This window comes from Mycobacterium intermedium (assembly GCF_002086275.1).
GTDB classification, from domain to species: Bacteria; Actinomycetota; Actinomycetes; order Mycobacteriales; family Mycobacteriaceae; genus Mycobacterium; species Mycobacterium intermedium.
This window is the reverse complement of the sequence record NZ_MVHT01000007.1, coordinates 38,496-63,495: the sequence shown is the minus strand read 5'-3', so window position 1 is coordinate 63,495 and position 25,000 is coordinate 38,496. Positions and strand designations below refer to the sequence as shown.

The following is a 25,000-nucleotide window of genomic DNA, read 5'->3' as shown; positions in this document are numbered from 1 at the left end:
TTGTTGTCACTCTGCGAGCGCCTCCCTGCCGCTTCTGCCGCGGGATGCACCGTTGGCAGCAGAACAAATTATGTCTTATTGTTGCATGATGACCCGCGGTCTATCCCATCTGCGCGTGTGCGATCTGGGCGGCCAGTTGGCCGGAGCGGGCGCCACAAAGATCCTGGCTGCCTTCGGAGCCGAGGTGATCCGCGTCGAAGACCCGGTCACTCGCGGGATGTGGGACGCACTACGCGGTGTCGGCCCATTCGTCGACGAGCGAAGGGGGGTCAACCTGGGCGCCGGCTTCAACAACCACAACGTAGGCAAGCTCGGCGTGACCATCAATCTGCGTGTCGATCCTGGTAAGCAACTGTTGCGCGAGCTGATCGCGCTGTCAGACATCGTGTGTGAGAATTTCGCGGCCGGCGTGCTCGCCCGGATGGGTTTCGGCTACGACGAGCTGCGGCGGATCAAGCCCGACATCATCTACGTCTCCAACTGCGGGTTCGGCCACACCGGCCCGTACCGAGATTTCAAGACGTGGGGTCCGATTGTGCAGGCACTCAGCGGCCTGACCTTCACCTCCGGGCTGGCGGACAGCGAGCCGGCCGGATGGGGTTTCTCCTACATGGACCACATCGCCGCCTACTACATGGTCATTGCGATTCTGGCGGCCGTGCACCATCGGGAACGCACCGGCGAGGGTCAGCACGTCGATTTGGCAACGGTGCCGGCCGGTATCGCGATGCTGCCTACCGAAGTGCTCGACTGGACCGTCAACGAGCGGTCGAGCCGCCGAGCGGGGCAGCCAAACGGCAACCACGCGGCCTTCGGGGAAATGGCCCCGCACGGGATCTACCCGTGCCTCGGCGAGGACCGGTGGATCGCCATAGCTTGCCGCGACGACAGTGATGTCGCCGTACTGGCCAAGGTCTTGGATGAACCCGAACTGGTCGCCGACCGCTTCGCCACCCTTGAACAGCGGCTTACGTGCAGTGCTGAACTCGACGGGCTGGTCGCCGCGCGCACCCGCACCCGGGAGCCCGCGACTTTGGCGAGTGAGCTGGTCGGTGCCGGGGTCCCCGCGAGTGTCGTGAAATCTCCTCGGGAACGGATCGACGAGGATCCCGACCTCGCCGAATGGGGACTTTTCCCCGCGGTGCAGCACCCAGAGATCGGCACGGTGCGGGTCGAGGGCATTCCGCTGCGACTCTCCGCGTCGCCGTGGCGTATTGAGCGCGCGGCGCCGTGCCTTGGTGAACACAATCGCCGTGTGCTGGGCGGCCTGCTCGGCCGCAGTGATCGGGAGCTGGAAGAACTGACGAAACAGGGTGTGATCTGAACGCGCTGCAGGGGATACGGGTAGTCGAGATCAGCGACCAATTCACCGCCGTAGGTGGCCGGTTGCTCGCTGAGCTCGGTGCCGACGTGGTTGTCGTGGAACCTCCTGGTGGGGCTGCGGACCGGGCGCGACCGCCGTTCGCCGGCGGCGGCTCCGGATCCGACTCCAGCCTGCGTTGGTGGAGCGGCAATGTGGGCAAGCGCTCGGTGACCGTTGAATTCGGCTCGGGGGAGGGGACGAACGCGCTCCGGCGCCTGATCGCCACGGCAGACGTGGTGATCTCGGGGGCCGGCGCGGTCAAAGACATCAGGGCGGCGACCAACCATCCGGCGCTGATCTGGGTGGCGGTCAGCCCGTTCGGCTTGGATAGCGTCCGCGCCGACCACCCCGTTACTGACCTCACCATGCTCGCCGGGGGCGGGCCGGTGTGGAACTGCGGCTACGACGACCACTCGCTACCGCCGATCCGCGGCGCGGGCGAACAATCGGCCAATATCGCCGGACTGTATTGCGCGATTGGCGCCTTGGTTGCCCTCGCACACCGCGACCAGACCGGCGAAGGTCAACTTGTCGACGTCAACGTGAATGCGGCGTGCAACGTCACCTCGGAACAGACCACCTACCACTGGCTGGTGAACAACGAGACGTGTGTACGCCAGACCGGGCGCCACGCCTACTTCACCCCCAGTCAGCCGACCCAGGTGCGTTGCGCTGACGGTGCCTATGCCACCACGGGGGTGCTGCCCAGAAAGCCCAGCGAATACGCCGACCTGTTGGCCTGGCTGGTCGATCTCGAGCTCATTGACGAGTTGCCCGAATCGGTATTCCTAGAACTGGCCGCGTCGCGCGAAGCGCCGGTGGACATAGCTCTGATCGGTGCAGATGACGAGACCACCGCGATCCTGACCGCGGCCCGGGATGCCATGAGGCTGATTGCCTCCCGGTTGCCCGCCAAAGAGTACTTCTTGGAGAGCCAACGCAGGGGATTTCCGGCCGGTGCGGTGCTGTCGCCCGACGAGGCCTTCGAGGACGAGCACATCGCCGCTCGGGGTTTCCGGGTTCCGGTGCGCCACGAGGAACTGGGCGAAACGTTCGAATATCCGGGTGTGCCATACGTTTTCAGTGCGACGCCCGCCGGTCCTCGTAGTCGTCCACCGCTGCTCGGCGAGCACAATGACCTGCTCGACGAACTATCGGGCGACGGCCGATGACCGCCCGCCTTGCGCTGACCCACATCGGGCTGTGTGTTTCCGACATCGAAAGGTCGACTGTTTTCTATTGTGCGGCACTCGGTTTCGAGGAAGTTCGCCGCATGCGCGTGGACAATCCCGAGACGGCGACATTGCTGGGCGTGCCGGGTCTGGTGCTGGATCTTGTTTACCTGCAGCGCGACGGATTTCGGCTGGAGTTGCTGGGCTACCCGGTGCCGGGGGTGCACGGAGACGGTCAACCGCGGCAATTGAATGCGCTGGGATTCACCCATCTGTCGTTTCGCGTCGACGACCCCGACGGACTCGTCTCGCTCATCGAACGTTACGGGGGAAAGGCGTGGGCCGATCGGACGGTGGCATTTGCGGGCGGGAGCCGCGGACTCATGGCAACCGACCCCGACGGAACCTGGATCGAGTTGATCGAGAGTCGTCCGGCGGCTGCGGACTGAGCAACTAGTCAGATTATGTTTGATTGTTCATGCAACTGATAGAGTTGGTACCGTGCGGGCAACCAGGGAGTTGATGTATTCGCCGTTCTCCAAGGCGGTCTTCGACGATCCGTACCCTGTGTATCGGCGCTTGCGTGATGAGGCGCCCGTGTACCGGGATCCCGACGACCGTTGGTGGGTGCTGTCCCGGTTCGACGACGTCTCGCAGGCGCTGCGCGACTGGGAAACCTTCTCGTCCAAACGGGGCCCGGCGCCGGAGAACCCCGACAACGACGGCCGCAAATACTCGGTGATCTCCATGGATCCCCCCCGCCACGACCGTATCCGCGGTGTCCTCAAGGGCTTCTTCACACCCAAAGCCGTCGCGGCGATGGACGCGGCCCTACAAAGGGTTGTCGCCACACACTTGGACCGGCTGCGCCCGGGTACCACCGTCGACGCCATGGAGGCCTTCGCGTTCTCGGTTCCCACCGACGTCATCGGTGACCTGCTCGGGGTGCCGCACGGCGACCGTGCGCAACTTCGCGTCTGGTGGGAAGACTTCCTCACCCGCGAGGAAGGCGAAGTCGCCATGCCGGCCAAAGCGATCGAAGCCAACCGGCTGATCAGCCAATACATCGGCGACCTGATCGACCGCCGGCGAACCGAACCGGGCGACGACCTGATCAGCATCGTTTTGGGGGCCACCTTCGACGACCCCGAAACGGGTGGTGAGCGTTCGCTGACGGGGCACGAGGTGCTCATGTTCTGCAATCTGCTGTCGGCGGCCGGATCGGAGACCACACAGAAGTTGATCTCCAACGGCTTGGTGGCACTTGCGGAGCACCCGGATCAGTGGCAACGAATCGTCAAGGACCGCAGCCTCATTCCGATCGCGGTCAATGAGGCACTGCGCTACGACACGCCCAGTCATTGGGTGGCGCGCACCCTGACGCGGCCCATCGAGCGCCACGGCGTGACGATGAATGCCGGTGACTGGGTGTTGCTGCTGCTGGGCAGCGCCAACCGGGATGAACGCCGCTATCAGGATCCCGACCGTTTCGTCATCGGCAGGCCCCGGGGCACCGACGTGTATTTCGGTTGGGGCATCCACATCTGCCTTGGGCAATGGCTGGCGCGTCGCGAGGCGCAGCTCGTCTTCGACTATGTTGCAAGAAAGTTCCCGGACTACACCATCGGGGCCTGCGAGCGGGTGTTGACCGCGACAGTGCGTGGCTACACCAGCGTGGAGATGACGTTGCGCTGACATGGAAATCTGCCTCACCGACGAGCAACAACTGTTGCAGGACACCGCGGGCCGGCTTGCAAAGACGCTTGGCGTCGAAGGTCCCGAGCAGCTGCCCTCCGCGGAGGCACTCGCCGCCCAGTGGCACGACGTCGTCGAACTCGGGGTGCCGACGCTGCGTTCGCCCTCGCACTGTGGTCTTGAGGCAAGTGGCGTCGAAACCGTCATCGTCATCGAGCAACTCGCGCGCACGCTCAGCGTCGTGCCGGTGATCGGCCAAGCGGTGCTGGCCGCCGAGCTGCTCGAGGCGGCCGACGCTGAGCGCGAGTTGGACCTGGTCGCCGGCGGCAGCCTGCGGGTCACGCCCGTATTGAACACGGCCTTAACCGAATTCGGTACCGCAGGGGAGGCGGCACTGGCATTCGACGCCGCGGGAGCCACTCATGCGCTGATACAGATCCGGCTGGACGGGCAACGCCGGCTGGTCTGCGCGCCCTTGGGCGGGGCAAAGTCGGATGCCTTGGATCTCACCCGCGAGTTCCGCAGCGTAGCAGCGGATCTGGCAGACACCGGCACCGTCATCGGCAAGCCGATCAGCGACGAGAGGTGGCAGCGGGTGACGTCGCTGGCACTGACGGCGATCGCCGCCGATCTTGTCGGGGTCATGCAAGGGGCGCTCGATGATGCGGTGCACTACGCCGGCGAACGCACCCAGTTCGGCGTGAAAATCGGCTCGTTCCAGGCCATTGGACACTTGCTCGCTGACGCGCTGGTGCAGATCGAGGGCGCCCGGAGTTGCCTATGGCATGCCGCGTGGGCCATCGACCACCTCCCGGTCGACGAGGCGCGTCTGGCCGCGATGACGGCCAAAGCATATGCCTCTGCGGCCGGGCGCGAGGTGGTGGAGACATCGGTTCAGGTGTTCGGCGGAATCGCTATCACCTGGGAGCACGTGTCACATCTACGGCTACGTCGCGCGCTGCTTGATCGGCGGTTGTTCGGTGACGAGACGGTCCACTACGAGGCCATTGGGGCGATGCGCCTGGCGAATCGGGAGCTGGCGTAACAATGGACTTCAACGACACCGCACCAGAAGCGCAATTCCGCGCCGAACTTCGGCAGTGGCTCGCCGAACATGCCGCCGAAGCCACCATCCCAGCGGATCCCGCCGCCCGTGCGGACGCCCAGAATGCCTGGCATCAAACGCTTTACGAGGCGGGGTATATAGGCCTTTCCTTCCCCGTCGAGTATGGGGGACATGGCAAGGCGCCCATCTACGAGGCGATCCTCAACGACGAACTCGGCCGAGCGGGCGCCCCGCCCATCGAGGGTGTCGGTCACCTCAGCAACGCATTGCGGTTGTTCGGGAACGACCGACAGCGAGACGACCTATTACCCGGCTTGCTGTCCGGCCGCGTGCGGTGGTGTCAAGGGTTCTCCGAACCGGAGGCGGGCTCCGACCTGGCCGGTCTGAAGACCCGGGCTGAGTTGGTCGAGGTCGACGGCCGTCCAGTGTTCCGTGTCAACGGACGCAAGATCTGGACCAGCTTCGGGGCCGTTGCCGACTGGTGCTTCCTGCTGTGCCGGACCGAGGCTGACGCGGCCAAGCACGCCGGCATCTCGGTGCTGCTGGTTCCCATGTCCACACCGGGCATCGAGGTGCGGCCCATCGTGAACGCCGCCCGGAACCGCGAATTCACCCAGATCACCTTCGACGACGTAGACGTGCCGGTCGAGAACCTGCTCGGCGAACGCGGCCAGGGCTGGACCATCGCCAACCAGCTGCTGGCTTACGAGCGGGGACCTAGTGACATCAACTGGATCAGTCGCCTCTCAACTCAGCTGAGGCGGTTGGAGGACGACATCCGCACCGGCCGACTGGACGACTCACCCGCGGTTCGGGCGCGTCTCGGCGAGTCATATGTTGCGCTGCGCGCGTTGCAGATCAAGGTGCAGCGATCTCTCACCGAGCGGCAGCAGGGAAAGCTTCCCGGGCCGGAGGGATCGATCGACAAGCTGCTCCTGACCCGCGCGGACCAGTTGTTCGCCCACACCATGATGGATCTGCGCGGCGCCGCCCCGCTGCTCACCGAGGGTTTGGAGTGGGACGTCTACGTGTGGTCGCGCTCGGCGAGCATCTACGGTGGGACCGCACAAATCCAACGCAACATCGTCGCGCAGCGCGTGCTCGGCCTGCCGCGCGGCTGAGCCGCCGGTGTCTCGAATATCCCCGCCCTAAGTACCCTCGGTCAGGTGCTTGTGGGCCTCTTTGAGCCCATTCAGTCGACGCTCGAGCATCTCTCTTGCCGCGCCGGACCCGGCATCGGGCCCGCTGAGCTTGGCGGTGACCTCGGTGATCTCGGCCGCGAGCCGCTCTGCCGCTTCGCTCTTGGTGAGCAGGTCCTGGTCGGCCCAGTCGTCGTGGGGGATGCGTCGGCGCGGATCCATCGTCTCTCCTCACCGCCCGCCTGCATGTTTGAGGACGGGCCAGCACGAGCGGTATAGTCAATTGAGCACAAGTTGTCTAGTTGTACCGTACCGCACAGACGAGAGTCGAGGACGCCGACGATGCCCCTGCAGCCATCGATGAAGCTTCTATCTGTCGACGACCACCTCATTGAACCGCCCCATGTGTGGCGGGACCGACTCCCGAAGAAGTATCTCGACCAGGGCCCTCGCATTGTCGACTTCCCGCGGGAGGGCGCTCCGCCGATGCAGCAGTGGGTCTACGAGGGCAGAACGTATCCGAACATCGGGTTGAACGCCGTTGCGGGCCGGTCGCCAGAAGAGTTCGGCGTCGATCCGATTCGCTACGCCGACATGATCCCCGGATGTTACGACCCCAAAGCGCGCCTGGCCGACATGGACATCGACGGTGTGCACGCCATGTTGTGCTTTCCGTCATTTCCGCGGTTCTGCGGCACAGTGTTCCTCGAGGGTGAGGACAAGGAACTGGCCCTGCTCAGCGTCAAGGCGTGGAACGACTTCTCGCTCGACGAGTGGTGCGCCACCGACCCAGCCCGGTTCATCCCGATGGCCATCACGCCGCTGTGGGATGCGTCGCTCATCGTCGCAGAGATCGAGCGGGTGGCCGCCAAGGGTGCGCGCGCGATCGGCCTGCCCGACAACCCGACCAACCTGAAACTACCCAGCTACCACACCGCTTATTGGGAGCCGGTGTGGTCGGCGTTGGAGGAGACCAACCTGACGGCGGTAATGCATTTCGGCAGTGGCGGATTCCCGCCCCAGACCGCGCCCGAGGCGCCGTTCGCGGTGATGATCACATTGATGGGCACCACCTCGATGGCGGCGGCCACCGAGCTCATCTTCTCGCCCGTGTTTCACAAGCATCCGAACCTCAAGGTCGCGTTCTCCGAGGGTGGTGTCGGCTGGATGCCCTACCTCGTCGAACGCGCCGACTACGTCTGGCGCAAACACAAGTACTATCAGAACATCCACCCGACCGTCGCGCCGTCAGAACTGTTCCGCCGCAACATCTCCGGATGTTTCATCGAAGACGAGGTCGGGATGGGGATGCGCCACCAGATCGGGATTGACAACATCACCTGGGAATGCGATTACCCGCACTCCGACTCGTTCTGGCCGAAGAGCCGTGCGCGCGCCGAGGAGATGCTGGCCGATGTCCCCGACGAGGAGGCCGCCAAGATCGTCGAACTGAACGCCCGTCGGTGGTACGCCTTCCCAGAAGAGGGATTCAAGTCCTGTACCGCAGACTCCGGCTGGCGTCCGAACGGCGGCAACCCGCCCGAGTACGACTATGACGAGATCATGGCAGCGCACGGCGGGATAGGCTTTGAGGCCTTCATCAACAAGATGGAGGAGCAGAAGGCTCAGAAAGCCTGACGGGTCAACCGGCCAAACCCGCTGCCTGCAACCAATTCTCGACTGCCATGAGACGGCCCGTCGACGCGAGGGTCATGAACAACGTCTTTCCGTCGCTGCTCAATGTCACGTTGGTTGTCATGGGGTCGTCGGCCGGGAGGGAGCCCAACAGCTCACCGGTGGGGGAGAAGACCGTGACACCGCCCGTCCCGAGCGTGGCGACCAGGACGCGACCGGCTTCGTCGACGCAGACTCCGTCCGCCCCGCCGATGTTGAGCGGGCCGCCACTGGGCACCGTCGTCAGTCCGCGGGCCGCGGCAACGACTCCGGGACGCTCGAGTTCGAACTCCCAGATGCGTCGCGTCCGTGTCTCCGCCACATACAGCACCGCGCCGTCGGCCGAAAGCGCCACGCCGTTGGGCATTTCCAGCGGATAGACGATTTCGCGCAGGCCATCCTCGACGGTGCCGTAAAGCAGCCCGGTCATGCTGCGCATGCGGCCTCGCGTGGTTCCGCCGTCGGTCACATAGAAGCCGCCTTGGCCGTCAATACAGATATCGCTGGGTCGCACCAGCGGCAGCACCTTCCCCGAGCGCGTGGTGAATTCTGTGACCAGCGTGCTGACGTGACCATCTGGGGCGACGATTTGCAATGCGGGCGGTACCGGGTGATCGGGCGGACCTACCGGGCGGTAAAGCCGCACGCACCCCTCGAACTCATACGGCCACGGCCCGAGGCCGAACCGCGATCCTCCGTTCTGGCACACCACCAGTCGCCCGTCGGGGAGCCTACCGACCCCGTTTGGTCCGCCTCCGGTGACGGCGACAGTCTCGGTTGCCCCGTCGGGGAGAACCCGGGTGATGCGGCCGGCCGCCATCTCCGACACGATGACCGAGCCATCCCCGTAGGCTATCGGGCTCTCGGGAAAAGCCAAGCCCTCGGATATGCACCGGATCATCGCGATGGCTCGTTGTGCTGCGGCGGCGCAACAACTTTGGTCGCGTCGTGCCAGGCGAGGAAAAGTGGATCGGACAGCGGCAGATCTCCCACGCCGATTTGGTTTGCTGGCCACCCGGCGGCCCGTTGCGTCAGCGGCGATGTCTCTCGGCGGGCACCGTAGTAGAGGCGGTGCCTGCGGTGCAGGAAACACCACCGCCCCGCATGCTTCTCGTAGCGGTCGTCGTACCTGATGAGTTGTTCGACGAACCCCTCGGAGCGGGTCTGTGCGAAGCACTGTGCCCAGACCTGCCCGTGTCCGCGGTCCTCACCGTCGAGCTCGATGAGGTGGTTGGCGACGAGAATGACCGCGAAGACACTTTCCTCGAGGCTTCGTGTCATCAGCAACCGCAGCCCGTCACGGCCCCCGCCGTACTCGCCGAACCGGGCGTGCGGAACGAACAGATCAGCCATCGCCTCAACATCGCGGGTCTCGATCGCGGCGGCGTAGCGATAGGCAAGCTGGCGAATCTCCTCGCGTGCCAACATGTCCCGCACCGCTGCTGCGCCGAGCACCCCTTCCTCTGGCAAGGTGCGACCTCGAATCACGTAAGCTGGCGTAAGTGACAGATTAACACTGAGTGTTCTATCATCCAATGAGTTCGCGGGGTTTGCGCATCCGCAGATGGAGGAGCATATGCAGCGTCTGAGCGGCAAGGTGGCCGTGATCACGGGAGCGGCGCGAGGACAGGGGCGAAGCCACGCCGTGCACCTTGCGGATGAGGGCGCCGACATCATCGCGCTGGACATCTGCGCCGACATCGAGACCAATCAGTATCCACTGGCTACCCGCGAGGATCTGGACGAGACCGTCAAGCTCGTCGAAAAGTCAGGTCGGAGGGCGATATCTGCTGTCGTCGATGTACGTGATCGCGTTTCGTTGAAGAAGGCGATCGACGAAGCTGTCGCGGAGTTGGGCGGCCTGCACGTTGTCGTGGCGAACGCGGGAATTTGCCCACTGGGCAACAATGTTCCGTCGCGGGGATTCGCGGACGCGTTCGACGTCGACTTTGTCGGTGTCGTGAATACGGTGCACGCGAGCATCGACCACTTGCGGGCGGGTGCCTCGATCATCGTGACCGGTTCGGTGGCGGGGCTTGTCCCGCAAAAGGATCTGGCCACTGGGGGTGGGCCACAGGGGCCCGGCGGCGCCGGCTACGGGCTCGCCAAGAAGATGCTGGGGGAGTACACCAAGGGGCTTGCCCTGACATTGGCGCCCGAGCAGATTCGCATCAACACCGTTCACCCGACCAACGTCAACACCGGGATGTTGCACAACTCGGCGATGTACCGGACATTTCGTCCGGACCTGCCTGAACCGAGCAAAGAGGACGCCGAAATCGTCTTCCCGCTGCTGCAGCTCATGCCCGTCCCGTGGGTAGAGCCCGAGGACGTCTCCCACATGGTGGTCTACCTGGCCTCCAACGAATCCCGCTATGTCACCGGTCAGCAGCTGTTCATCGACGCGGGCGCGGGCCTGAAAATGGGCATTTAACAGCCGAACTCGTCAAAAGCCCGTCAGCGGCCGCGGAATTCGGGGTCGCGTCGTTCGACAAAGGCTGCCATTCCTTCGGCAACATCGTCGGTGGCGGCGACCTGTTCCACGAGCAGCGCCTCGGTTCGAAAGGCCGCATCACGATCGACGTCCAGTGCGTGATTGAGCATCGCCTTGGCGGCAGCGAAAGCGCGCGTCGGTCCTTGCGCGAGGCGTTGTGCCCAGGCGGTCGCCTCGCTAGGGAGATCGCCGTCGGGCACCACTTTGTTGACCAGGCCGATTCGGTAGGCTTCGGGCGCGGTCAGTGTTTCGCCGAAAAACAGCAGTTGTTTGGCGACGTTAAAGGGCACCTTGCGGGCCAGCAGATAGGCGGCGCCGCCGTCGGGCGCCAGACCGCGGCGCGTGAAAAGCGCCATCAGACGGGCGCTTTCGGTGGCAACTATGAGGTCGCAGGCCAGCGCCATACTGGCGCCGATTCCGGCGGCGACGCCATTGAGCGCGCAGAGCACCGGCTTCTCGCAATCGAGCAGTGCCGAGACCACCGCTTGTGAACCCGAACGCAAGATGCGCGCCGCGTCGCCGGCGATGCGGTCTTTCCTCGGTTGCATCCCAGGGTCGCGCAAATTTGGTCCAGTACAGAAGTGTTTGTCTCCGGTGCCGGTGAGCACCACGGCCCGCACGTCGGGATTCTCGGTGGCATCAGCGAGATTTTCGATCAGGCTGCGCTGCATGGCACGCGTGACCGAGTTGCCGACGTCTGGCCGGTCGAGGATCAGCCAACGCACCCCATCCTCGGTGCGTACGACCACATCGGGAGTGATCACAGTCGGATGGGCACGCTGGCCGGGCCGCGCACCGAATTGGTGTGCACATATCGCACCGCATCTTCGTCGACGTCCCACGTGGGAAACCGCGCAAGCGTCTCCTCCAGCGCCACTCGGGCTTCCAGGCGCGCAAGTGCGGCACCCAGGCAGAAATGTGACCCGTGGCCGAAGCTGATGTGGCGGATTCCGGTTCGTTCAACATCGAAAACATCCGGGTTCTCGTACTGGCGCTCGTCGCGACCGGCCGACCCGGTCAGTAACGCCACCCGCGAGCCCTTGGGTATGAGCTGACCATGGAAGGTGACGTCGCGTTCGGTGTAACGGCCTTGTACCGGCGACGGCGCGTCATAACGAAGCAGTTCCTCGACGGCGTTGCCGATCAACTGGGGATTGTCGACCAGCTTGACCCGCTGCTCTGGATTGCGCCAGAGCGTCAGAGCCGCCCAGCCCAGTAGCCGCGCCACCGTCTCGTTACCCGCGACGTTGATCATGGCGATGAACATCAACAACTCGGTGTCGTCCAGGCGACGAGTCTCGCGGTCGGGCTGGACCAGGTCGGAAACCATCAGATTGCCGACGATATCGTCGGTCGGGTTGCCCCGGCGTTGCTGGATCTGGGCGGTGTAATAGCTGAACAGCTTGACGTTGGCCTCCCGGCCCGCCTCGCTGAGCTGCGGCGAGCCGTCATCGCGGTGGACCTGGGCATCCGACCATTCCCGGAGGTTGTCGTGATCCTCCTCGGGAAATCCTAGTAGGGAGCTGATCACCATCACCGGCAACTTCATCGAGAAATCGCGCACGTAGTCGAAGCCGCCGCTCCCGACGAAGGGGTCCAGGTAGCCGCGACACAGCCCGCGGATATGCTCCTCGAGTTCTGCGATCTTGGTCCGAAAGAACGTGCGGTTGACCATCTTTCGCAACGCGGTGTGATCGGGGGGATCCATCATGATCATCGCTCTGGGCGATGGCCAGGGTTCATCAGTGATGGCGTCCAACGTGATGCCGTGCTGCGAGGAGAAGGTCTCGGTGTCCAGTGACGCCTCCAGGACGTCGGAGAACCTGCTCAACGCGTAGAAGTTGTATTCCTCGTTGCGATACACCGGCGCTTCGTCGCGCAATCGTTTCCACACCGCGTACGGGTCAACATGCAGGGCACGGTCGAAAGGATCCCAACGCAAGTCCGTCGTGGTCATCAGCACCGCCCTTCCGCAAAGAACAGTAATACATTATATGTGTAGTTGCACTATCGTGGTGCTAAGGGCTCCCCGCCCTGTCGAGAGGACGAACAGATAACGTGGAAACGCAAGAGCTCGAGCATGTCGTCTACGAAAAAGACGGTCCCATCGCGCGGATCATTCTGAACAATCCGGATGCCGCCAATGCCCAGACCTCCGAAATGGTCCACAGCGTCAACCACGCCTTAGACGATGCGCAGTACGACTACAACATCAAGGTTGTCATCATCAAGGCCAACGGCAGGGGCTTCTGCTCGGGTCACGTGCCCACTGGCGCCTACCCCGAGTTCAAGGCCGAGTTCGAAGCATCGGGGAAAATTTGGCGATCGGCCGCGCAGTTGTTTTTGTGGCCGGTCCTCAAGCTTTGGGAGTTCCCCAAGCCGGTGATCGCTCAGGTGCACGGTTACGCGATCGGCGGAGGCACCACCTGGGCGCTGATCCCCGAGATCACCGTGTGCTCGGAGGACGCCTGGTTCCAGATGCCACTGGTTCCCGGATTCGGACTGCCGGGCGCCGAAACGATGTTCGAGCCATGGGTATTCATGAACTACAAACGTGCTGCGGAGTACCTCTACACCGCACAGCGGTTGACCGCCGCCGAGGCGCTGGAGTTTGGTTTGGTCAACAGGGTGGTTCCCGCTGATGAACTCGAAAGCACCGTCGAGGAATTGGCCGCGCAGATCGCCAAGGCCCCGCTGATCACGTTGCAAGCGGTCAAGTCCGGCGTCATCCGGGCCTGGGAAACCATGGGCTTCCGCACCCATCAGCAGGCCAGTAATGATCTGCAGGCAATGGTGACCGGTAGCGCGGAGTTCCAGCAATTCCTGGCACAACTGATGAAGAAGGGCTCGAAACCCACTGATCGGATCTGAGCATGCCCCTTAAGCCGATCATCCGTTTTGGCGGGGACGAGAAGACCGAATCGCTGCGAGCTTCGGTCCGGGAATGGCTTGCCCGTAACCTGCCCGACGAATTCCGCCGTACCGCAGCCAATCCCGACTACCTACCGCGCGACGCGCACGAACGCGCCGTCTCGTTCTGCCGGGAACTACACGCGCAAGGATGGTTCGTGCCGCACTGGCCGGCCGAATACGGCGGGGGCGGGCGAGGCGTCGTCGAACAGGTCGTCATCCGCGAGGAACTCGCCTATGCGGGGGCGCCGCTGGTGAATACCAACGGCGTGAACATGCTGGCGCCCATATTGTTCAGATACGGTACGGCCGAACAGAAGGCGGAACACCTGCCGGCCATCGCGCGCTCGGAACGTATGTGGGCACAAGGGTATTCCGAACCCGAGGCCGGATCGGATCTGGCGGCGCTGCGTATGACCGCCCGACGTGATGGCGACCATTACATCCTCGATGGGCAGAAGACGTGGACCAGCAACGGGGTTCTCGCCGATTGGATTTTCGTGCTGGCCCGCACAACGCCGGTCGGCGAAAAGCGCCAGGCGGGCATCTCCTTCTTCTTGGTCGACCTGAACACTCCCGGTATCACCCGCCGGCCGATCAGGTCGATGACCGGCTATCCCACTTTTGCCGAGGAGTTTTTCGACGGCGTCCGGGTACCGGCTGCCAATCTCGTTGGGGCCGAGGGACAGGGTTGGACGGTTGGCAAAGCGCTGCTGGACGTGGAGCGATCGAATATCACCCGGGCCGCGCAGGCGCAGCGCTATCTCGACGAACTGATCGACTGGTGTCACGCGCAACGAGGCGCGCCGCACGATCCGCTCGCTGATCCGAACACCCGCATCGCACTGGCCCGGGCCTTCGAACGTGTCGAAGTTGGTCGCGCGCTGTCCTATCGGGTGGCGACCCTGCAAGCCGCGGGCGCCCTGGATCCCGCCCTGCCGTCCCTGTCCAAGCTGTACCACTCCGAACTGACCGCCGAACTTCGCTCGCTCGGAGCCCAGATACTCGGTCCCGCAGGCGAACTCCTGCCCGATGATCCGGACGCCCTGCTCCACGGCCACTTCTCCGAGGGACTGTTGCTGTCGTTGCTGCACTCGATCGGTGGGGGGACCAGCGAGATCCAGCGCGATTTGATCTCGACGTCCGGCTTGGGCCTGCCCCGCTGAGGCCCCTGAGGCCCCTGAGGCCCCCTGAGGCTAGGAGAAGGCGGTTCGCGCGTCTGCCGCGGCCGAGCGTTGCTGTGCCACGGTCGCCATCGCCAGTTCGAGCGGCAGGAACGATGCCAGTTGAGCGCTTTCGGCCGAATTGATAAGCCTCTTGGTCATTTCCACCGCACCGGGGTCGGCCTTCATCAACTCGATGGCGATGTCACGCGCACGGTCGATTGCCGTCCCTGGTTCCACCAAATCGGTAACTAGTCCGATCCGTTCGGCTTCGACGGCAGGCAATCTGCCACCGCGAAGCAACAGCGATGCCGCGCGGTGGCGACCCAGTTGCTCCGTGAGACGCCAGGCCAGTCCGCCGTCGGGCACCACCGCGCGTGCCACGAACGGCGCGGCGAAGAACGCGTCGGAGGCACACACCACGAGGTCGCACGACAGGGCCAGGCTCCAACCGAGGCCGACCGCGGCGCCCTCGACCGCAGCGATCGTCGGCACTGGAAGTGCCCTGAGTTGCGCCATGACCCGTTGTGCGTGTTCGACGCGGCCGGCGGGCGCCAAAGGTCCATCACCGTGTGCCGGGCCGGTTTTCAAATCCCCACCGGCGCAGAAGAATCCATTTGATCCGGCGAGAACCACGGCGCGGCTGCGGTCTTCGACGGCAGCGCCGAGCAGCGCCGACAGCTCGGTCCACGACTCGTAGCGCAAAGCGTTGCGCTGGCGGGGCCGGTTGAGCAACAGTGTCGTGACACCGTCGTGGTCCTCGCGCAGGATTAATGCAGCGTCCGCGGTGTCGTCCATGGCCTGTGCGTTACCGGTTGAGGAACTTGTCGATCGCGGCGCGGTGCTCGGGAGTGGTGAAACACTCCGTCTCGGCCGATATTCCGTACTCAAGAATGCCGGTAATTGCGCGCTGCGCATGTAGATTCAAGGTCCGCTTGGTGTCCTGAACCGCCCGCGCGGGTAGCGCCGCAAGGCGGTGTGCCACCGCGAGGCCCTCTTGCTTGATCTCGGCGTGCGGCACCACCCGGTTGGCCAGGCCCAACTCGACGGCCTTCTCCGCCTTGATGCGCTCGCCGAGCATCAGGTACTCCTTGGCCTTGATCAGGCTCATCAACAATGGCCACAGCACCGACCCGCCGTCGCCGGCGACCAGGCCGCTCGCGACGTGGGTATCGGCGAAGAATGCCCGGTCGGAGATCAGCACGATGTCACACAACACGGCGATGCTGCAGCCGAATCCGACCGCCGGCCCGTTCACTGCAGCGACAACGGGCAGCGGAAAGTCGATCATGTCACGCACAATTCGCCGAGCGTCACGCATCCCGGCGCGGCGAGTGACCGGGTTGTTGACATGAGTTTCCAGCCACTCCACCAGGTTTCCGCCCGCGGAGAAGTAGTCTCCCGTGCCGGTGATCAGGACCGCGCGGGCGTCGGGGTCCTCGGCGAGCGAGGCCCACAGTCGGGTGAACGCGGTGTGCATCGTGTTGTTGACCGCGTTGGCGTTGTCCGGGTTGTTCAGCGTCACGATCCGGACTGGCCCGTCCGCAGCAACCAGGATTTCGTTGCATCCGGTCAGTTCCGAGGTGCCGCGCGGTATGTCCGTCATCATGCTGAATGATAGAACAAATAGTGTCTATTTGTCATGCAGGCCATGTTGATTCACGTCGATGTGACGTCAGTCGGGCTGGGGTGGCAGGTAGATCGGACGACGTGTCTGCACGAAGGCGGCACGGTCATCATTGGCCGGCGGCCATTCCGGTGATCTCTTCTGCAGGAACGCGGTAAAGGCTTCGATCTGCTCGGCGGTGCCGATGGACGACCAGTAACCGGTGACGTCGACGGGGGGTAAGGCGCGGGCCATCTCGCGTTTCATTGCTGCCCGTGCGGCGGGGCCGGTCTTGCGAACTCGATCGAGCAGAGTGTCGACCTCGGAAAGCAGCGTGTCGTGCGGCACGACCTTGCCGACCAGACCGAGTCGCTCCGCCTCGACCGCATCGATCCAATCATTGCCGTAAATAAGGTGATTGGCCCGTAGCGTGCCCAGTCGCTGTGGCAGCCGTGCGGCAACGAAGGCCTCGTACACGCCGCGGGTGAGGTCTGGCACGCGGAATCGAGCTTTGTCGGAGGCGATAACCAGATCCGCGAACAACGTCATGACCAGACCCCCACCGAGCGCGATGCCGTTGACGGCGCATACGACGAGTTTGGGGATCTTGCCCAACGTTTCGAACGGCGTCCCGTCATAGGACTCGGTGAAGGCATCCCACCGCCGGTCCGGGTTATGGTCGGCGTTCATATCTCCGCCGGCGCAAAAGGTTTCGCCAACGCCGGTGATTACCAGGAAATTCAAGGCGGGCTCGTCGGCGACGATCATGGCTGCCCGTTTGATTCCGTGATAGCCGTCCGCGGTGACGGCGTTCTTCTTTTCGGGCCGGTTGATCGTGACGGTCAACGTGTCGCCCTCGATCCGTCCGACGAGCTCAGGCGCGGCCAGGTCCACCTCGGTCGAATGCGGTAGCGCGGTCATTTGTCGTCGATTACCGCGAGGAGGGTACCTACGTCGTAGGACTGGCCGACGTCGACCTTCCAGCCAACCACGCCGCTGGCCGGAGCTTCGATGTCCATCTCGACCTTGTCCGTGGCAATTTGATAAAGCAAGTCGCCCTCCGCAACTCGCGCGCCGTCGGCCACGTAGCGCTCGATCAATTCGGCTTCGGTGATCGCGTCACCCGGCTTGGGCATACGCACCTCTATCACACGATCCTCCTGACGGCGTCGACGACCCGGGCGGCGTCCGGGCGGCAAGCGGCTTCCAGGGTGGCCGCCCGCGGCACCGGTGTGTAGCTGCCGGCCACCCGTTGAATGGGTCTTTCGAGAACGCCGAACAATTCGGCCCCCACCGCGGCTGCGATCTCAGCGCCGGGTCCGCAGAACCCCACCGACTCGTGTGTTACGACCAGGCGGCGCGTCTTGCGGACCGATTCGAGCACTGTGGTCAGATCCAACGGCACGAGGGTCCGCAAGTCGACCACCTCGACCGAGACACCCTCGGCCGCAAGGCGATCAGCCGCATCCAACGCCGCGTGCACCATAGATCCGTAGGTGCAGATGGTCGCGTCGCTGCCGACGCGCTTGATGTCGGCCTGCCCCAACGGGATCACATAGTCGGCGGTCGGCACCGGTCCTTTTCCGCCTCCGTAAAACAGCTTCATCGACTCGACGAACAGGCAAGGATCGTCCTCTGCGAGACACGCATTGAGCAGCCCGGCGGCGTCTGCGGCGGTACTGGGCCAGACGACCTTGATGCCCGGGGTGTGCATCGCCCAGGCTTCGAATGCTTGCGAGTGCTGCGGGCCCGCGGCGGTGCCCACCATGACGCGGATGATCATCGGCGCGCCCTGCCGGCCGCCGGACATGTATCGAATCTTGGCCGCATGGTTGGCGATTTGGTCCATGGCGACTCCGAGGAAGTCCATGAACATCAGCTCCGCGACCGGCCGCAGTCCGCCGAGGGCTGCCCCGATTGCGGCGCCGATGATCGAACTCTCGGCGATCGGGGTGTCGCGGACCCGGTCGGCACCGTACTTCGTCGATAGCCCTGCGGTGATTTTGAACATGCCACCCGCTGGGTCGGCGATGTCTTCCCCGAGCAGCACGATCGATTCGTCCGCGGCCATGGCGCGGTCCAGCGTGCGGTGAATCGCTTGCACCAGGCCGAGATTCTCGGTGTCGCCGTCCGGCAGGCTGGCGCGCTGGGCCACGGGTGGGGCCAATTCGGTGCCGTCCGCGGCGAAGACGTCGCGGTCGAGTTCGTCGACCGCTGTCGGTTCGGCGTCGCGCGCAGCGGCGAAGGCCGCATCGATCTCGGCTATCAGCTCGGCATCGACGCGGTCCAGTTCGGCCTCAGTGGCCGAACCGTTGTCGATGAGATGTCGCCGGTACCGCGCGAATGGGGGGTCGGCGCGCTTGGCCGCAAGCTCTTCGGGGTCGGCATAGGTCATCTGGTCGCCGAAGTAATGCCCCTGGAGGCGGTAGGCGACGGCCTCGACGAAGGACGGGCCGCCACCAGAGCGCGCACGCTCGACGGCCTGCGCCACCGCCTGGTAGACGGCGTGCGGATCGGTGCCATCGACGGTCACGCCCGGCATCTGGTAGCCCGCGGCGCGATCGGACAGTCGCGTCGAACGCGTATAGCCAGCCACGGGGGTGCATTCGGCCCACGCGTTGTTCTGGCAAAAGAACACCACGGGTAGCGCCCACAACGCCGCCATGTTCATCGCTTCGTGGACGTAGCCGATACTGGTCGCGCCGTCTCCGAAGCTCACCAGCACGATTCGTCCGGTGGATTGCATGGCTTGGGCCAGGGCAATTCCGTTGGCGATCAGGGGTCCCGCGCCGACGATGCCGGTGGTCCAAGCGATTCCGTGGTCAGGGTCGAAGATGCCCATCGCCCCGGCCTTGCCTTTCGACAAGCCGGTGCTGCGCCCGAGAATCTCGGCAAAATATTTCGGCAGGTCGATCCCTTTGGCAACCACGTCGCCGAGGCCTCGATAAGTGGTGACCAGCTGATCGTCGTGTGCGAGGGCCAAAGCCGCGCCCGCCGACATCGCTTCCTGGCCCTCCACGGGCCAGTAACTCATCGCGATCTCGCCCGATGACAGCCCTTTTCGGACCCGTCGGTCACTGTGGTGCACCTTGCTCATCAGCCGGTACAACTCCAGAGCTGGGTCGCTGCTCAACGATGGAATCCCGGCATCTACCTGCGTGGCCACCACTTGCTCCTTCGCGATGTGCGCTCAGCGGCGAGTTTACAATATTACGAAGTTTGTTCATTCGTCCGACCGGCTGCCGCCAGTTGCTCTGCCAGCAACATCCGGTCGAAATAGCAGCGCTCGAGGATCAGGTCGGGTCCGGCGAAACCGAACAAATTCACACTCAACATGTCGATCGAAGTGCCGGGTGCGGTTGTTCGGGTCTCCACGATCAGTCCGTGTTCGCCGTGATAGATCGCCTCGGCGGTGTAGTGCAGCGACGGCAGGTCTTCCCACTGCTTCAACAGCATGGCGCGCACCGCGTCATGTCCGTCGAAAACCACGCCGGTAGGGATGATCTCGTAGCGCGGTCGGGTGAAGGTGGCCAGCGCCGCGTCCGCGTCCCGCGCATTCTCGGCGGCGACGTGGCGTAGCACCAGGTCCTCGCGAACCCGTTGCAGACCGGCATCCGGAATCATCGCTGCCGCTCGAACACCGCAAGATTGCGACCGTCATCCAGCGGTACCCACGCCAGTCCGACGCGCTCGCCCACCGCAGGCGGCGGGCCAAACACATTGGACATCAGCCGAACTCCCTCGTCGAGATCCACCAAGACCACCGAGTAGGGGACCTTGTCGGCGAGCGCGGGTAGCGCCGCGCGGTGGTGCACGCTCACCGCGTACACGACACCGCCTCCGCTCAGTCTTTCCCACTGTAGCGACGATCCCCCGCAGTGCGGGCAGACGAACCGTGGGTACCACACCAGGCGACTGCATGATTCGCACCGCTGCATCGTCAATTCGTGTCGTCGGGTGGCGTCCCAGAACGGTGCCGAAACAGCACTCGGTTCGGGGACCGGCAGTGCAGCGCTCACAGTGTGTCCTCCGTTCCGAGAATCACGGTCGAGGTCGCCGACAACACCCCGCCGGTGCCGTGTGCTACCGCGGTCTTCGCGTTGGGCACCTGTCGTTCGCCGCACTCACCCCGCAGTTGCCGGGCGGCCTCGACGAGCAGGAAGGCGCCGAACGCGCCCGGGTGGGTGTAGGCGAGTCCGCCGCCGGTCGTCTGGCCGGGCAGTGTCCCCCCGGGCGCCAAAGCACCGTCGCCGACGAATGCTCCACCTTCGCCCTTGGGGCAGAAGCCAAGGTCTTCGAGGGCGAGCAGGACCGTGATGGTGAACGAGTCATAGAGTTCGACGACGTCGATGTCACCGGGATCGAGCCGGGCGGTCTGGAAGGCGGCCGGGCCGGAGACCGCCCCGGGGGTGACCGTCAGATCCGGCATCTGCGAGATCATCGCGTGCGACGCGCTAGAGGCCGCGCCCAGAACGAACGCCGGCGGCCTGGCCAGGTCGCGGGCGCGTGCTGCGCTGGTGAGCACGATCGCCGCGGCGCCGTCGGTCACCAGGCAGCATTCCAGCTTGTGCAGCGGTTCGGCGATGAACCCGGAAGCCAGGACATCGTCCACGGTGATCGGGTCGCGCAGGTAGGCGCGTGGGTTCAGGGCGGCCCACCGTCTGGTGTCGACGGCGATCTGAGCCAGCTGCTCGGCGGTGGTTCCGTAGGTTGCCATGTGGCGGTTGGCGGCCAGGGCGTAGGCGCTGATCGGCAGCATCACTCCGAATGGCGTCTCCCACTCGAGGCGCTCCGGGGTGGCGAAGACGCCGAGTCCCTTCTCGCCCCGTTTCCGGGCCGCGCGCGGCGTGGATGCGTACACGATCACGACCGTCTCGGCCGCACCGGCCGCGATCGCGGCCGCGGCGTGTTCGACGTAGAGTCCGTAACTGGCACCACCGGTCTGGGTGGCGTCGGTGAATCGCGGTGTGATTCCCAGGTATTCGGCTAACTCGACGGAATGCATAAGCGTTCCCCCGGTGCAGGTGCACAGCCCGTCGACATCGCGCAGTGACAGGCCCGCGTCGGCCAGCGCGGCAGTGACCACGCGTGCCTCGAGCTCCCGCAGCGCAACGTCGATCACACCCGTCGGCGAAACCTCGTCGGCCACACCGACGATGGCGGCAGCGCCGCGGACGTCAGCAGTCACGTACGCACCCCTTTCATCCGGACAACCCACCAAACAATTCGCGGATACCAGGCTGGCTGACCTTCAGCGACGGTGTGCGGGGTAACTCGTCGACGATGATCAATTGGGCCGGAACCTGGTAGCTGCTGAGCCGTGCGCGCAGATATGCCAGGAGATCGTCCGACGTCGCCTGGCCGCCGTGGGCCAATTCGACCGCCGCCACCGGGACTTGGCCCAGGCGTTCATCGGGTAGGCCGGTGACGCCGGCGTCGCGGACCGCCGGATGCGTACGCAGGACGTTGACGATATCGGCCGGCGTGATCTTGAAGCCGCCACGAATGATGACGTCATCGCTGCGCCCGTCGATGAACACGAAACCGTCGGCATCCACCCGACCGATATCGGTGGTACGCACCCAGTCCCCGCCGGTGGTGCGCACTTCGATTCGGCCCTGCGCCCCGGGGGGCACCTCGGTGCCGTCATCGATGGAGACGACACGAATCTCGCGCCCCTGCTGCGGCCGTCCCACGCTTCCCCGCTTGGTGGACGCCCACTGCCGGTGCAGCGCGAGGTTCCAACCGGCGACGCCGCCGGCGAATTCGGTTGCCCCGTATGACGGTAAGACCGCGACGTCGTAACGCTCCTCGAACGCTGTCTGCACGTCTACCGGCAGATGTGCGGTGCCCGACGTCACCACCTCGACGCTGGAGAACACTTCCGGCGGCACGTCGGCGTCCAGCACCATCGCGAGCGCGGACGGCACCAGACTCACCGCGCGCGGGCGGTGTCGGACTACCAGGTCTGCGAAGTCGCTCACCCGAAATCGCGGTAACAGCGCAATCTTTCGGCCTTCGCAGAGGTTGTGCAGGGTCCGGAACAGGCCGGACATGTGCACCAGGGGTGCCGATACTATCGCCACACCCGAACGCAATTTGAGGTCAGGCGTTCGGTGTTTGCTGTAATGCGTGCCCGCCGCGGTCAACGTGTGCTCGAACGCGCTGTAGGACAGTGGAATCCGCTTGGGTGGACCGGTGGTGCCACTGGTCAGCATCAAGACCGCTGTGGGATCGGTGCCGACGGCGATGTTCTGGTCTGGCCGCGCTGTCGGACCTTCGAGTCCGGCGACGGGTGCTACGCGGGCCGGATGGAGCATGACCTGCAACCCCAGCGAACCGGCCGCGGCGTCGACGACGCCGGTGCGTTGCCAGTCGGTCTCCAGCGCTACCAGCGCGGCCGGTCGCAGCCCGCGGATGTCTGACGTCAGTCCGGTGTCCCCGTGCGCCGGGTTGATCGTGACGACGCAGGCACCCGCCTGCAGCACACCGAGCATTGCGCCGATCGTGGCAGGGTGGTTTCGCAATATCAAGCCGATGGGGGATCCCTCGCCCAAACCGGCTGCAGCGAGGTGTCTTTCGACGCCGGAAGCGACATCCGCCAGCGACTGCCAGGTCGACCACTCACCCTCGTACTCGATCGCGGGTGCCTCGGGGTCGAGTGCCAGAACCGCGCGGATGCGGTCGGCCAGCCGCTGGCTCAAACCGCAGCTGCCGCGAGTTCGGAGGCCGCCGGGATCACCTCTTGGGCGAACAACTTCATCGAGTCGTACACCTTGGAGCGTTCCATCGCCCCGCCGCGCGACATACGAAGAATGATGTTGCGCCAACCCATGTCGATGACGGTGCGCATCTTGCCGATGATGCGTTCCGGGTTGCCCATCAGCGTCAGGTGTGAGTTCAGCACCTGTTCGTAGCTCTGCTTGTCGTGCTTCTCAAACCAGTCCGCGTAGGCCTTGTAGTCGGCCGGTATCTCCCCGCCGCGTTCGAATGGGTTCGAATACTTGCGATGCGTCTCGATCGACAACTCCACACTCTGGCGGGGATAGCTGCGGGCGAACCCGTCGTCTTCGTGGCAGAACGCGTTCAGCAACGCCCAGACGTTGCCGGTGGCCGCGTCGAGTCCCTTCCTGGACTGCACATCCAGGTAGATGTCCAGTGCTCCCTTCAGATCCGGGTCGACCTGATAGGGGTTGCCGATGATCGCACCGTAGCCCTTGTCGGCAAGCCATTCGAAGCTCGACGGCGTCTTCATCACCGTGCCCCACACGGGAATCTTCCGCCCCGGTCGCGGATAGATGGTCACGTCCTCAATCTGGAAGTACTTGCCGTGGTAGCTGACGTTCTCCTCGGTCAGCAGGCGGTCGACGATCTCGACGCACTCCTGGTACCTGCCGGTGGCCTCATCCATCGAAATGCCGAAGCCCTTGAACTCGTGCGACTGGTAACCACGGCCAAACCCGGCGTCGAACCGGCCACCCGACAGGACGTCGACGACAGCGATCCGTTCGGCCAGTTGGATCGGGTCGTGGAAGGGCGCGACCATGCATGCGGTCCCGATCCGGATGCGCTCGGTCTGTGCGGCGATGGCCGTGGCCACCTGCGGAAGGTCGGGCAGCATGCCGTACGGAGAGAAGTGGTGCTCGGCCAGCCATACCTCGTCGTAACCGAGTTCTTCTGCCCAGCGTGCCTCCTGCAACACGTTGGCCAGCACCTCACGTTCACTGAGGTGATTGGGCTTGTCGCCGAGGATGAACACACCGAACTTCATGTTGGTCCTTCCCGCAAGATAGACCTGGCAAAACTAGTTGCAGTTACTGCCACTATATTGCACGATTGAACAAACAACGTCAATTCGTACATACCCTGGGAGACGCCGTGGGCCTGTCCGACTCCGTGGTCGGAACCGCGTTGGAATCGACGACCTTTCAGTGGGATCAGACCGATGTGATCCTCTACGCGCTAGGGGTCGGTGCTCGCCCGCCAACCGAGCTGGCCCTGCTGAACGAGGCGTTGGGTCCGGCGGTGCTGCCGACCTTTGCGCTCATTGCCAACTGGTGGGCCGTCAAGGATCTGCGGACCGTCCTTGACCTCGGTACGTTTCCGATCGTGCACTCCGCGCAGTCGCTGGAACTGCACCGGCCGATCGGGCCGCGCGGTGAACTGAGCGTGCAGGCCACGGTGTCGGCGGTGTGGGACACGGGCAAGCATGCCGTGGTGGAGCTGACCGGCCGCGGGACCGACGCGGACGGCACCGTCTTCGTCACCCGATCACAGACGATGGTGTTGGGCGCAGGCGGTTTCGGCGGTACCCGCGGACCCGCGGCGGAGCCGGATCCGGACGTCGCGCCGGACACATTCTTCGAGGACGTCATCCGTCCGGAGCAGGCAGCGATCTATCGGCTGTCCGGTGACCGCAATCAACTGCACATCGACCCAGAGGTGGCCCGCAAGTACGGCTTCGACGACGTCTTCCTGCACGGCCTGTGCACGCTGGGATTCGCCGCGCGTGCCGTCATCAACACGGTTGGCGGCGGTGACCCGCAAGCCTTGACGTCCGTGAGCTGCCGGTTCGCCAAGCCGGTCAAGCTGGATGCCCCGCTGCGCACCGAGATCTGGCAAACCGGAGACTCCGTGCGTTTCCGTACCCTGCAGGGTGATGTCGTGGCGTTGAGTTCGGGCACCGCTGTGGTAGCGGGCGTCGCGGCAGCGGGGTGA

General features: G+C 64.6%; 26 protein-coding genes. 11 read left to right on the top strand and 15 right to left on the bottom strand.

The window, feature by feature from the left end; genetic code table 11:
- The first annotated feature begins 88 nt into the window (after window positions 1-88).
- From BST27_RS04360 to BST27_RS04335, 6 genes are read left to right on the top strand one after another with little or no spacing between them, the layout of a single operon-like run.
- The gene (locus BST27_RS04360; RefSeq protein ID WP_069419212.1) at window positions 89-1,324 is read left to right on the top strand and encodes a CaiB/BaiF CoA transferase family protein; all 1,236 of its coding nucleotides are present in this window, start codon (window positions 89-91) and stop codon (window positions 1,322-1,324) included.
- Window positions 1,321-2,535, top strand: a complete 1,215-nt coding sequence (locus BST27_RS04355; RefSeq protein ID WP_069419136.1) for a CoA transferase — start codon at window positions 1,321-1,323, stop codon at window positions 2,533-2,535. The genes BST27_RS04360 and BST27_RS04355 overlap by 4 nt, the downstream gene beginning before the upstream one ends.
- Complete coding sequence (locus BST27_RS04350) at window positions 2,532-2,984, top strand: VOC family protein (RefSeq protein ID WP_069419135.1); 453 nt, start codon at window positions 2,532-2,534, stop codon at window positions 2,982-2,984. Before BST27_RS04355 ends, BST27_RS04350 begins: the two co-directional genes overlap by 4 nt.
- Window positions 2,985-3,036: 52 nt before the next feature.
- Window positions 3,037-4,230, top strand: coding sequence for a cytochrome P450 (locus BST27_RS04345; protein ID WP_079219595.1), 1,194 nt, complete (start codon window positions 3,037-3,039; stop codon window positions 4,228-4,230).
- A 1-nt stretch (window position 4,231) separates the two neighbouring features.
- Window positions 4,232-5,275 carry an acyl-CoA dehydrogenase family protein gene (locus BST27_RS04340; RefSeq protein ID WP_069419134.1) on the top strand — a complete coding sequence of 348 codons (1,044 nt, stop codon included), beginning with the start codon at window positions 4,232-4,234 and terminating at the stop codon, window positions 5,273-5,275.
- Window positions 5,276-5,277: 2 nt separating this feature from the next.
- The gene (locus tag BST27_RS04335; protein WP_069419133.1) at window positions 5,278-6,417 is read left to right on the top strand and encodes an acyl-CoA dehydrogenase family protein; all 1,140 of its coding nucleotides are present in this window, start codon (window positions 5,278-5,280) and stop codon (window positions 6,415-6,417) included.
- A 27-nt stretch (window positions 6,418-6,444) separates the two neighbouring features.
- On the opposite strand, the gene BST27_RS04330 is transcribed toward BST27_RS04335, so the two are convergent.
- Complete coding sequence (locus BST27_RS04330) at window positions 6,445-6,657, bottom strand: hypothetical protein (protein ID WP_069419132.1); 213 nt, start codon at window positions 6,655-6,657, stop codon at window positions 6,445-6,447.
- Between the two features lie 120 nt (window positions 6,658-6,777).
- On the opposite strand from BST27_RS04330, the gene BST27_RS04325 reads away from it, so the two are divergent.
- Window positions 6,778-8,073: an amidohydrolase family protein gene (locus tag BST27_RS04325; RefSeq protein WP_069419131.1), complete on the top strand. Its 1,296-nt coding sequence runs from the start codon at window positions 6,778-6,780 to the stop codon at window positions 8,071-8,073.
- 4 nt (window positions 8,074-8,077) lie between these two features.
- Here the strand turns inward: BST27_RS04325 and BST27_RS04320 are convergent, their stop codons facing one another.
- Both BST27_RS04320 and BST27_RS04315 read right to left on the bottom strand, forming a co-directional pair.
- Entirely contained in the window at window positions 8,078-9,010 is a 933-nt protein-coding gene (locus BST27_RS04320) for an SMP-30/gluconolactonase/LRE family protein (RefSeq protein WP_069419130.1), read from the bottom strand.
- Window positions 9,007-9,579, bottom strand: a complete 573-nt coding sequence (locus tag BST27_RS04315) for a nuclear transport factor 2 family protein (protein ID WP_232007267.1) — start codon at window positions 9,577-9,579, stop codon at window positions 9,007-9,009. Before BST27_RS04315 ends, BST27_RS04320 begins: the two co-directional genes overlap by 4 nt.
- A gap of 106 nt (window positions 9,580-9,685) precedes the next feature.
- Here BST27_RS04315 and BST27_RS04310 point away from each other — a divergent pair, with 106 nt between their 5' ends.
- Complete coding sequence (locus BST27_RS04310) at window positions 9,686-10,543, top strand: mycofactocin-coupled SDR family oxidoreductase (protein ID WP_069419129.1); 858 nt, start codon at window positions 9,686-9,688, stop codon at window positions 10,541-10,543.
- 23 nt (window positions 10,544-10,566) lie between these two features.
- Here the strand turns inward: BST27_RS04310 and BST27_RS04305 are convergent, their stop codons facing one another.
- Together BST27_RS04305 and BST27_RS04300 are read right to left on the bottom strand one after the other, a co-directional pair.
- The gene (locus tag BST27_RS04305) at window positions 10,567-11,328 is read right to left on the bottom strand and encodes an enoyl-CoA hydratase/isomerase family protein (RefSeq protein WP_069419209.1); all 762 of its coding nucleotides are present in this window, start codon (window positions 11,326-11,328) and stop codon (window positions 10,567-10,569) included.
- Window positions 11,329-11,363: 35 nt separating this feature from the next.
- Window positions 11,364-12,560: a cytochrome P450 gene (locus tag BST27_RS04300; protein WP_069419208.1), complete on the bottom strand. Its 1,197-nt coding sequence runs from the start codon at window positions 12,558-12,560 to the stop codon at window positions 11,364-11,366.
- Between the two features lie 101 nt (window positions 12,561-12,661).
- Here BST27_RS04300 and BST27_RS04295 point away from each other — a divergent pair, with 101 nt between their 5' ends.
- Window positions 12,662-13,474, top strand: a complete 813-nt coding sequence (locus tag BST27_RS04295) for an enoyl-CoA hydratase-related protein (protein WP_069419128.1) — start codon at window positions 12,662-12,664, stop codon at window positions 13,472-13,474.
- A 2-nt stretch (window positions 13,475-13,476) separates the two neighbouring features.
- On the top strand, window positions 13,477-14,679 hold the full coding sequence (locus BST27_RS04290; protein ID WP_069419127.1) for an acyl-CoA dehydrogenase family protein: 1,203 nt from the start codon (window positions 13,477-13,479) through the stop codon (window positions 14,677-14,679).
- A gap of 30 nt (window positions 14,680-14,709) precedes the next feature.
- Here the strand turns inward: BST27_RS04290 and BST27_RS04285 are convergent, their stop codons facing one another.
- From BST27_RS04285 to BST27_RS04240, 10 genes are all read right to left on the bottom strand, one after another.
- Window positions 14,710-15,474 (bottom strand): enoyl-CoA hydratase/isomerase family protein, encoded by a 765-nt coding sequence (locus BST27_RS04285; RefSeq protein ID WP_069419126.1) that lies wholly within the window; start codon window positions 15,472-15,474, stop codon window positions 14,710-14,712.
- Between the two features lie 10 nt (window positions 15,475-15,484).
- Window positions 15,485-16,282, bottom strand: coding sequence for an enoyl-CoA hydratase/isomerase family protein (locus tag BST27_RS04280; RefSeq protein ID WP_069419207.1), 798 nt, complete (start codon window positions 16,280-16,282; stop codon window positions 15,485-15,487).
- 69 nt (window positions 16,283-16,351) lie between these two features.
- Window positions 16,352-17,203 (bottom strand): enoyl-CoA hydratase/isomerase family protein, encoded by an 852-nt coding sequence (locus BST27_RS04275; protein ID WP_069419125.1) that lies wholly within the window; start codon window positions 17,201-17,203, stop codon window positions 16,352-16,354.
- Window positions 17,200-17,433 carry a biotin/lipoyl-containing protein gene (locus BST27_RS04270; RefSeq protein ID WP_079219596.1) on the bottom strand — a complete coding sequence of 78 codons (234 nt, stop codon included), beginning with the start codon at window positions 17,431-17,433 and terminating at the stop codon, window positions 17,200-17,202. Before BST27_RS04270 ends, BST27_RS04275 begins: the two co-directional genes overlap by 4 nt.
- Window positions 17,430-19,448, bottom strand: a complete 2,019-nt coding sequence (locus tag BST27_RS04265; protein WP_079219604.1) for an alpha-ketoacid dehydrogenase subunit alpha/beta — start codon at window positions 19,446-19,448, stop codon at window positions 17,430-17,432. Before BST27_RS04265 ends, BST27_RS04270 begins: the two co-directional genes overlap by 4 nt.
- 44 nt (window positions 19,449-19,492) lie before the next feature.
- Entirely contained in the window at window positions 19,493-19,906 is a 414-nt protein-coding gene (locus BST27_RS04260) for a nuclear transport factor 2 family protein (protein ID WP_079219597.1), read from the bottom strand.
- Complete coding sequence (locus tag BST27_RS04255) at window positions 19,903-20,301, bottom strand: Zn-ribbon domain-containing OB-fold protein (RefSeq protein ID WP_069419123.1); 399 nt, start codon at window positions 20,299-20,301, stop codon at window positions 19,903-19,905. The genes BST27_RS04260 and BST27_RS04255 overlap by 4 nt, the downstream gene beginning before the upstream one ends.
- Entirely contained in the window at window positions 20,298-21,470 is a 1,173-nt protein-coding gene (locus BST27_RS04250) for an acetyl-CoA acetyltransferase (protein WP_069419122.1), read from the bottom strand. The genes BST27_RS04255 and BST27_RS04250 overlap by 4 nt, the downstream gene beginning before the upstream one ends.
- 13 nt (window positions 21,471-21,483) lie before the next feature.
- Window positions 21,484-22,986, bottom strand: a complete 1,503-nt coding sequence (locus tag BST27_RS04245) for a class I adenylate-forming enzyme family protein (protein ID WP_069419121.1) — start codon at window positions 22,984-22,986, stop codon at window positions 21,484-21,486.
- Window positions 22,983-24,053 (bottom strand): LLM class flavin-dependent oxidoreductase, encoded by a 1,071-nt coding sequence (locus BST27_RS04240; RefSeq protein WP_069419120.1) that lies wholly within the window; start codon window positions 24,051-24,053, stop codon window positions 22,983-22,985. Before BST27_RS04240 ends, BST27_RS04245 begins: the two co-directional genes overlap by 4 nt.
- 65 nt (window positions 24,054-24,118) lie before the next feature.
- Between BST27_RS04240 and BST27_RS04235 the strand changes: the two genes are divergently transcribed.
- Complete coding sequence (locus tag BST27_RS04235; protein WP_079219598.1) at window positions 24,119-25,000, top strand: MaoC/PaaZ C-terminal domain-containing protein; 882 nt, start codon at window positions 24,119-24,121, stop codon at window positions 24,998-25,000.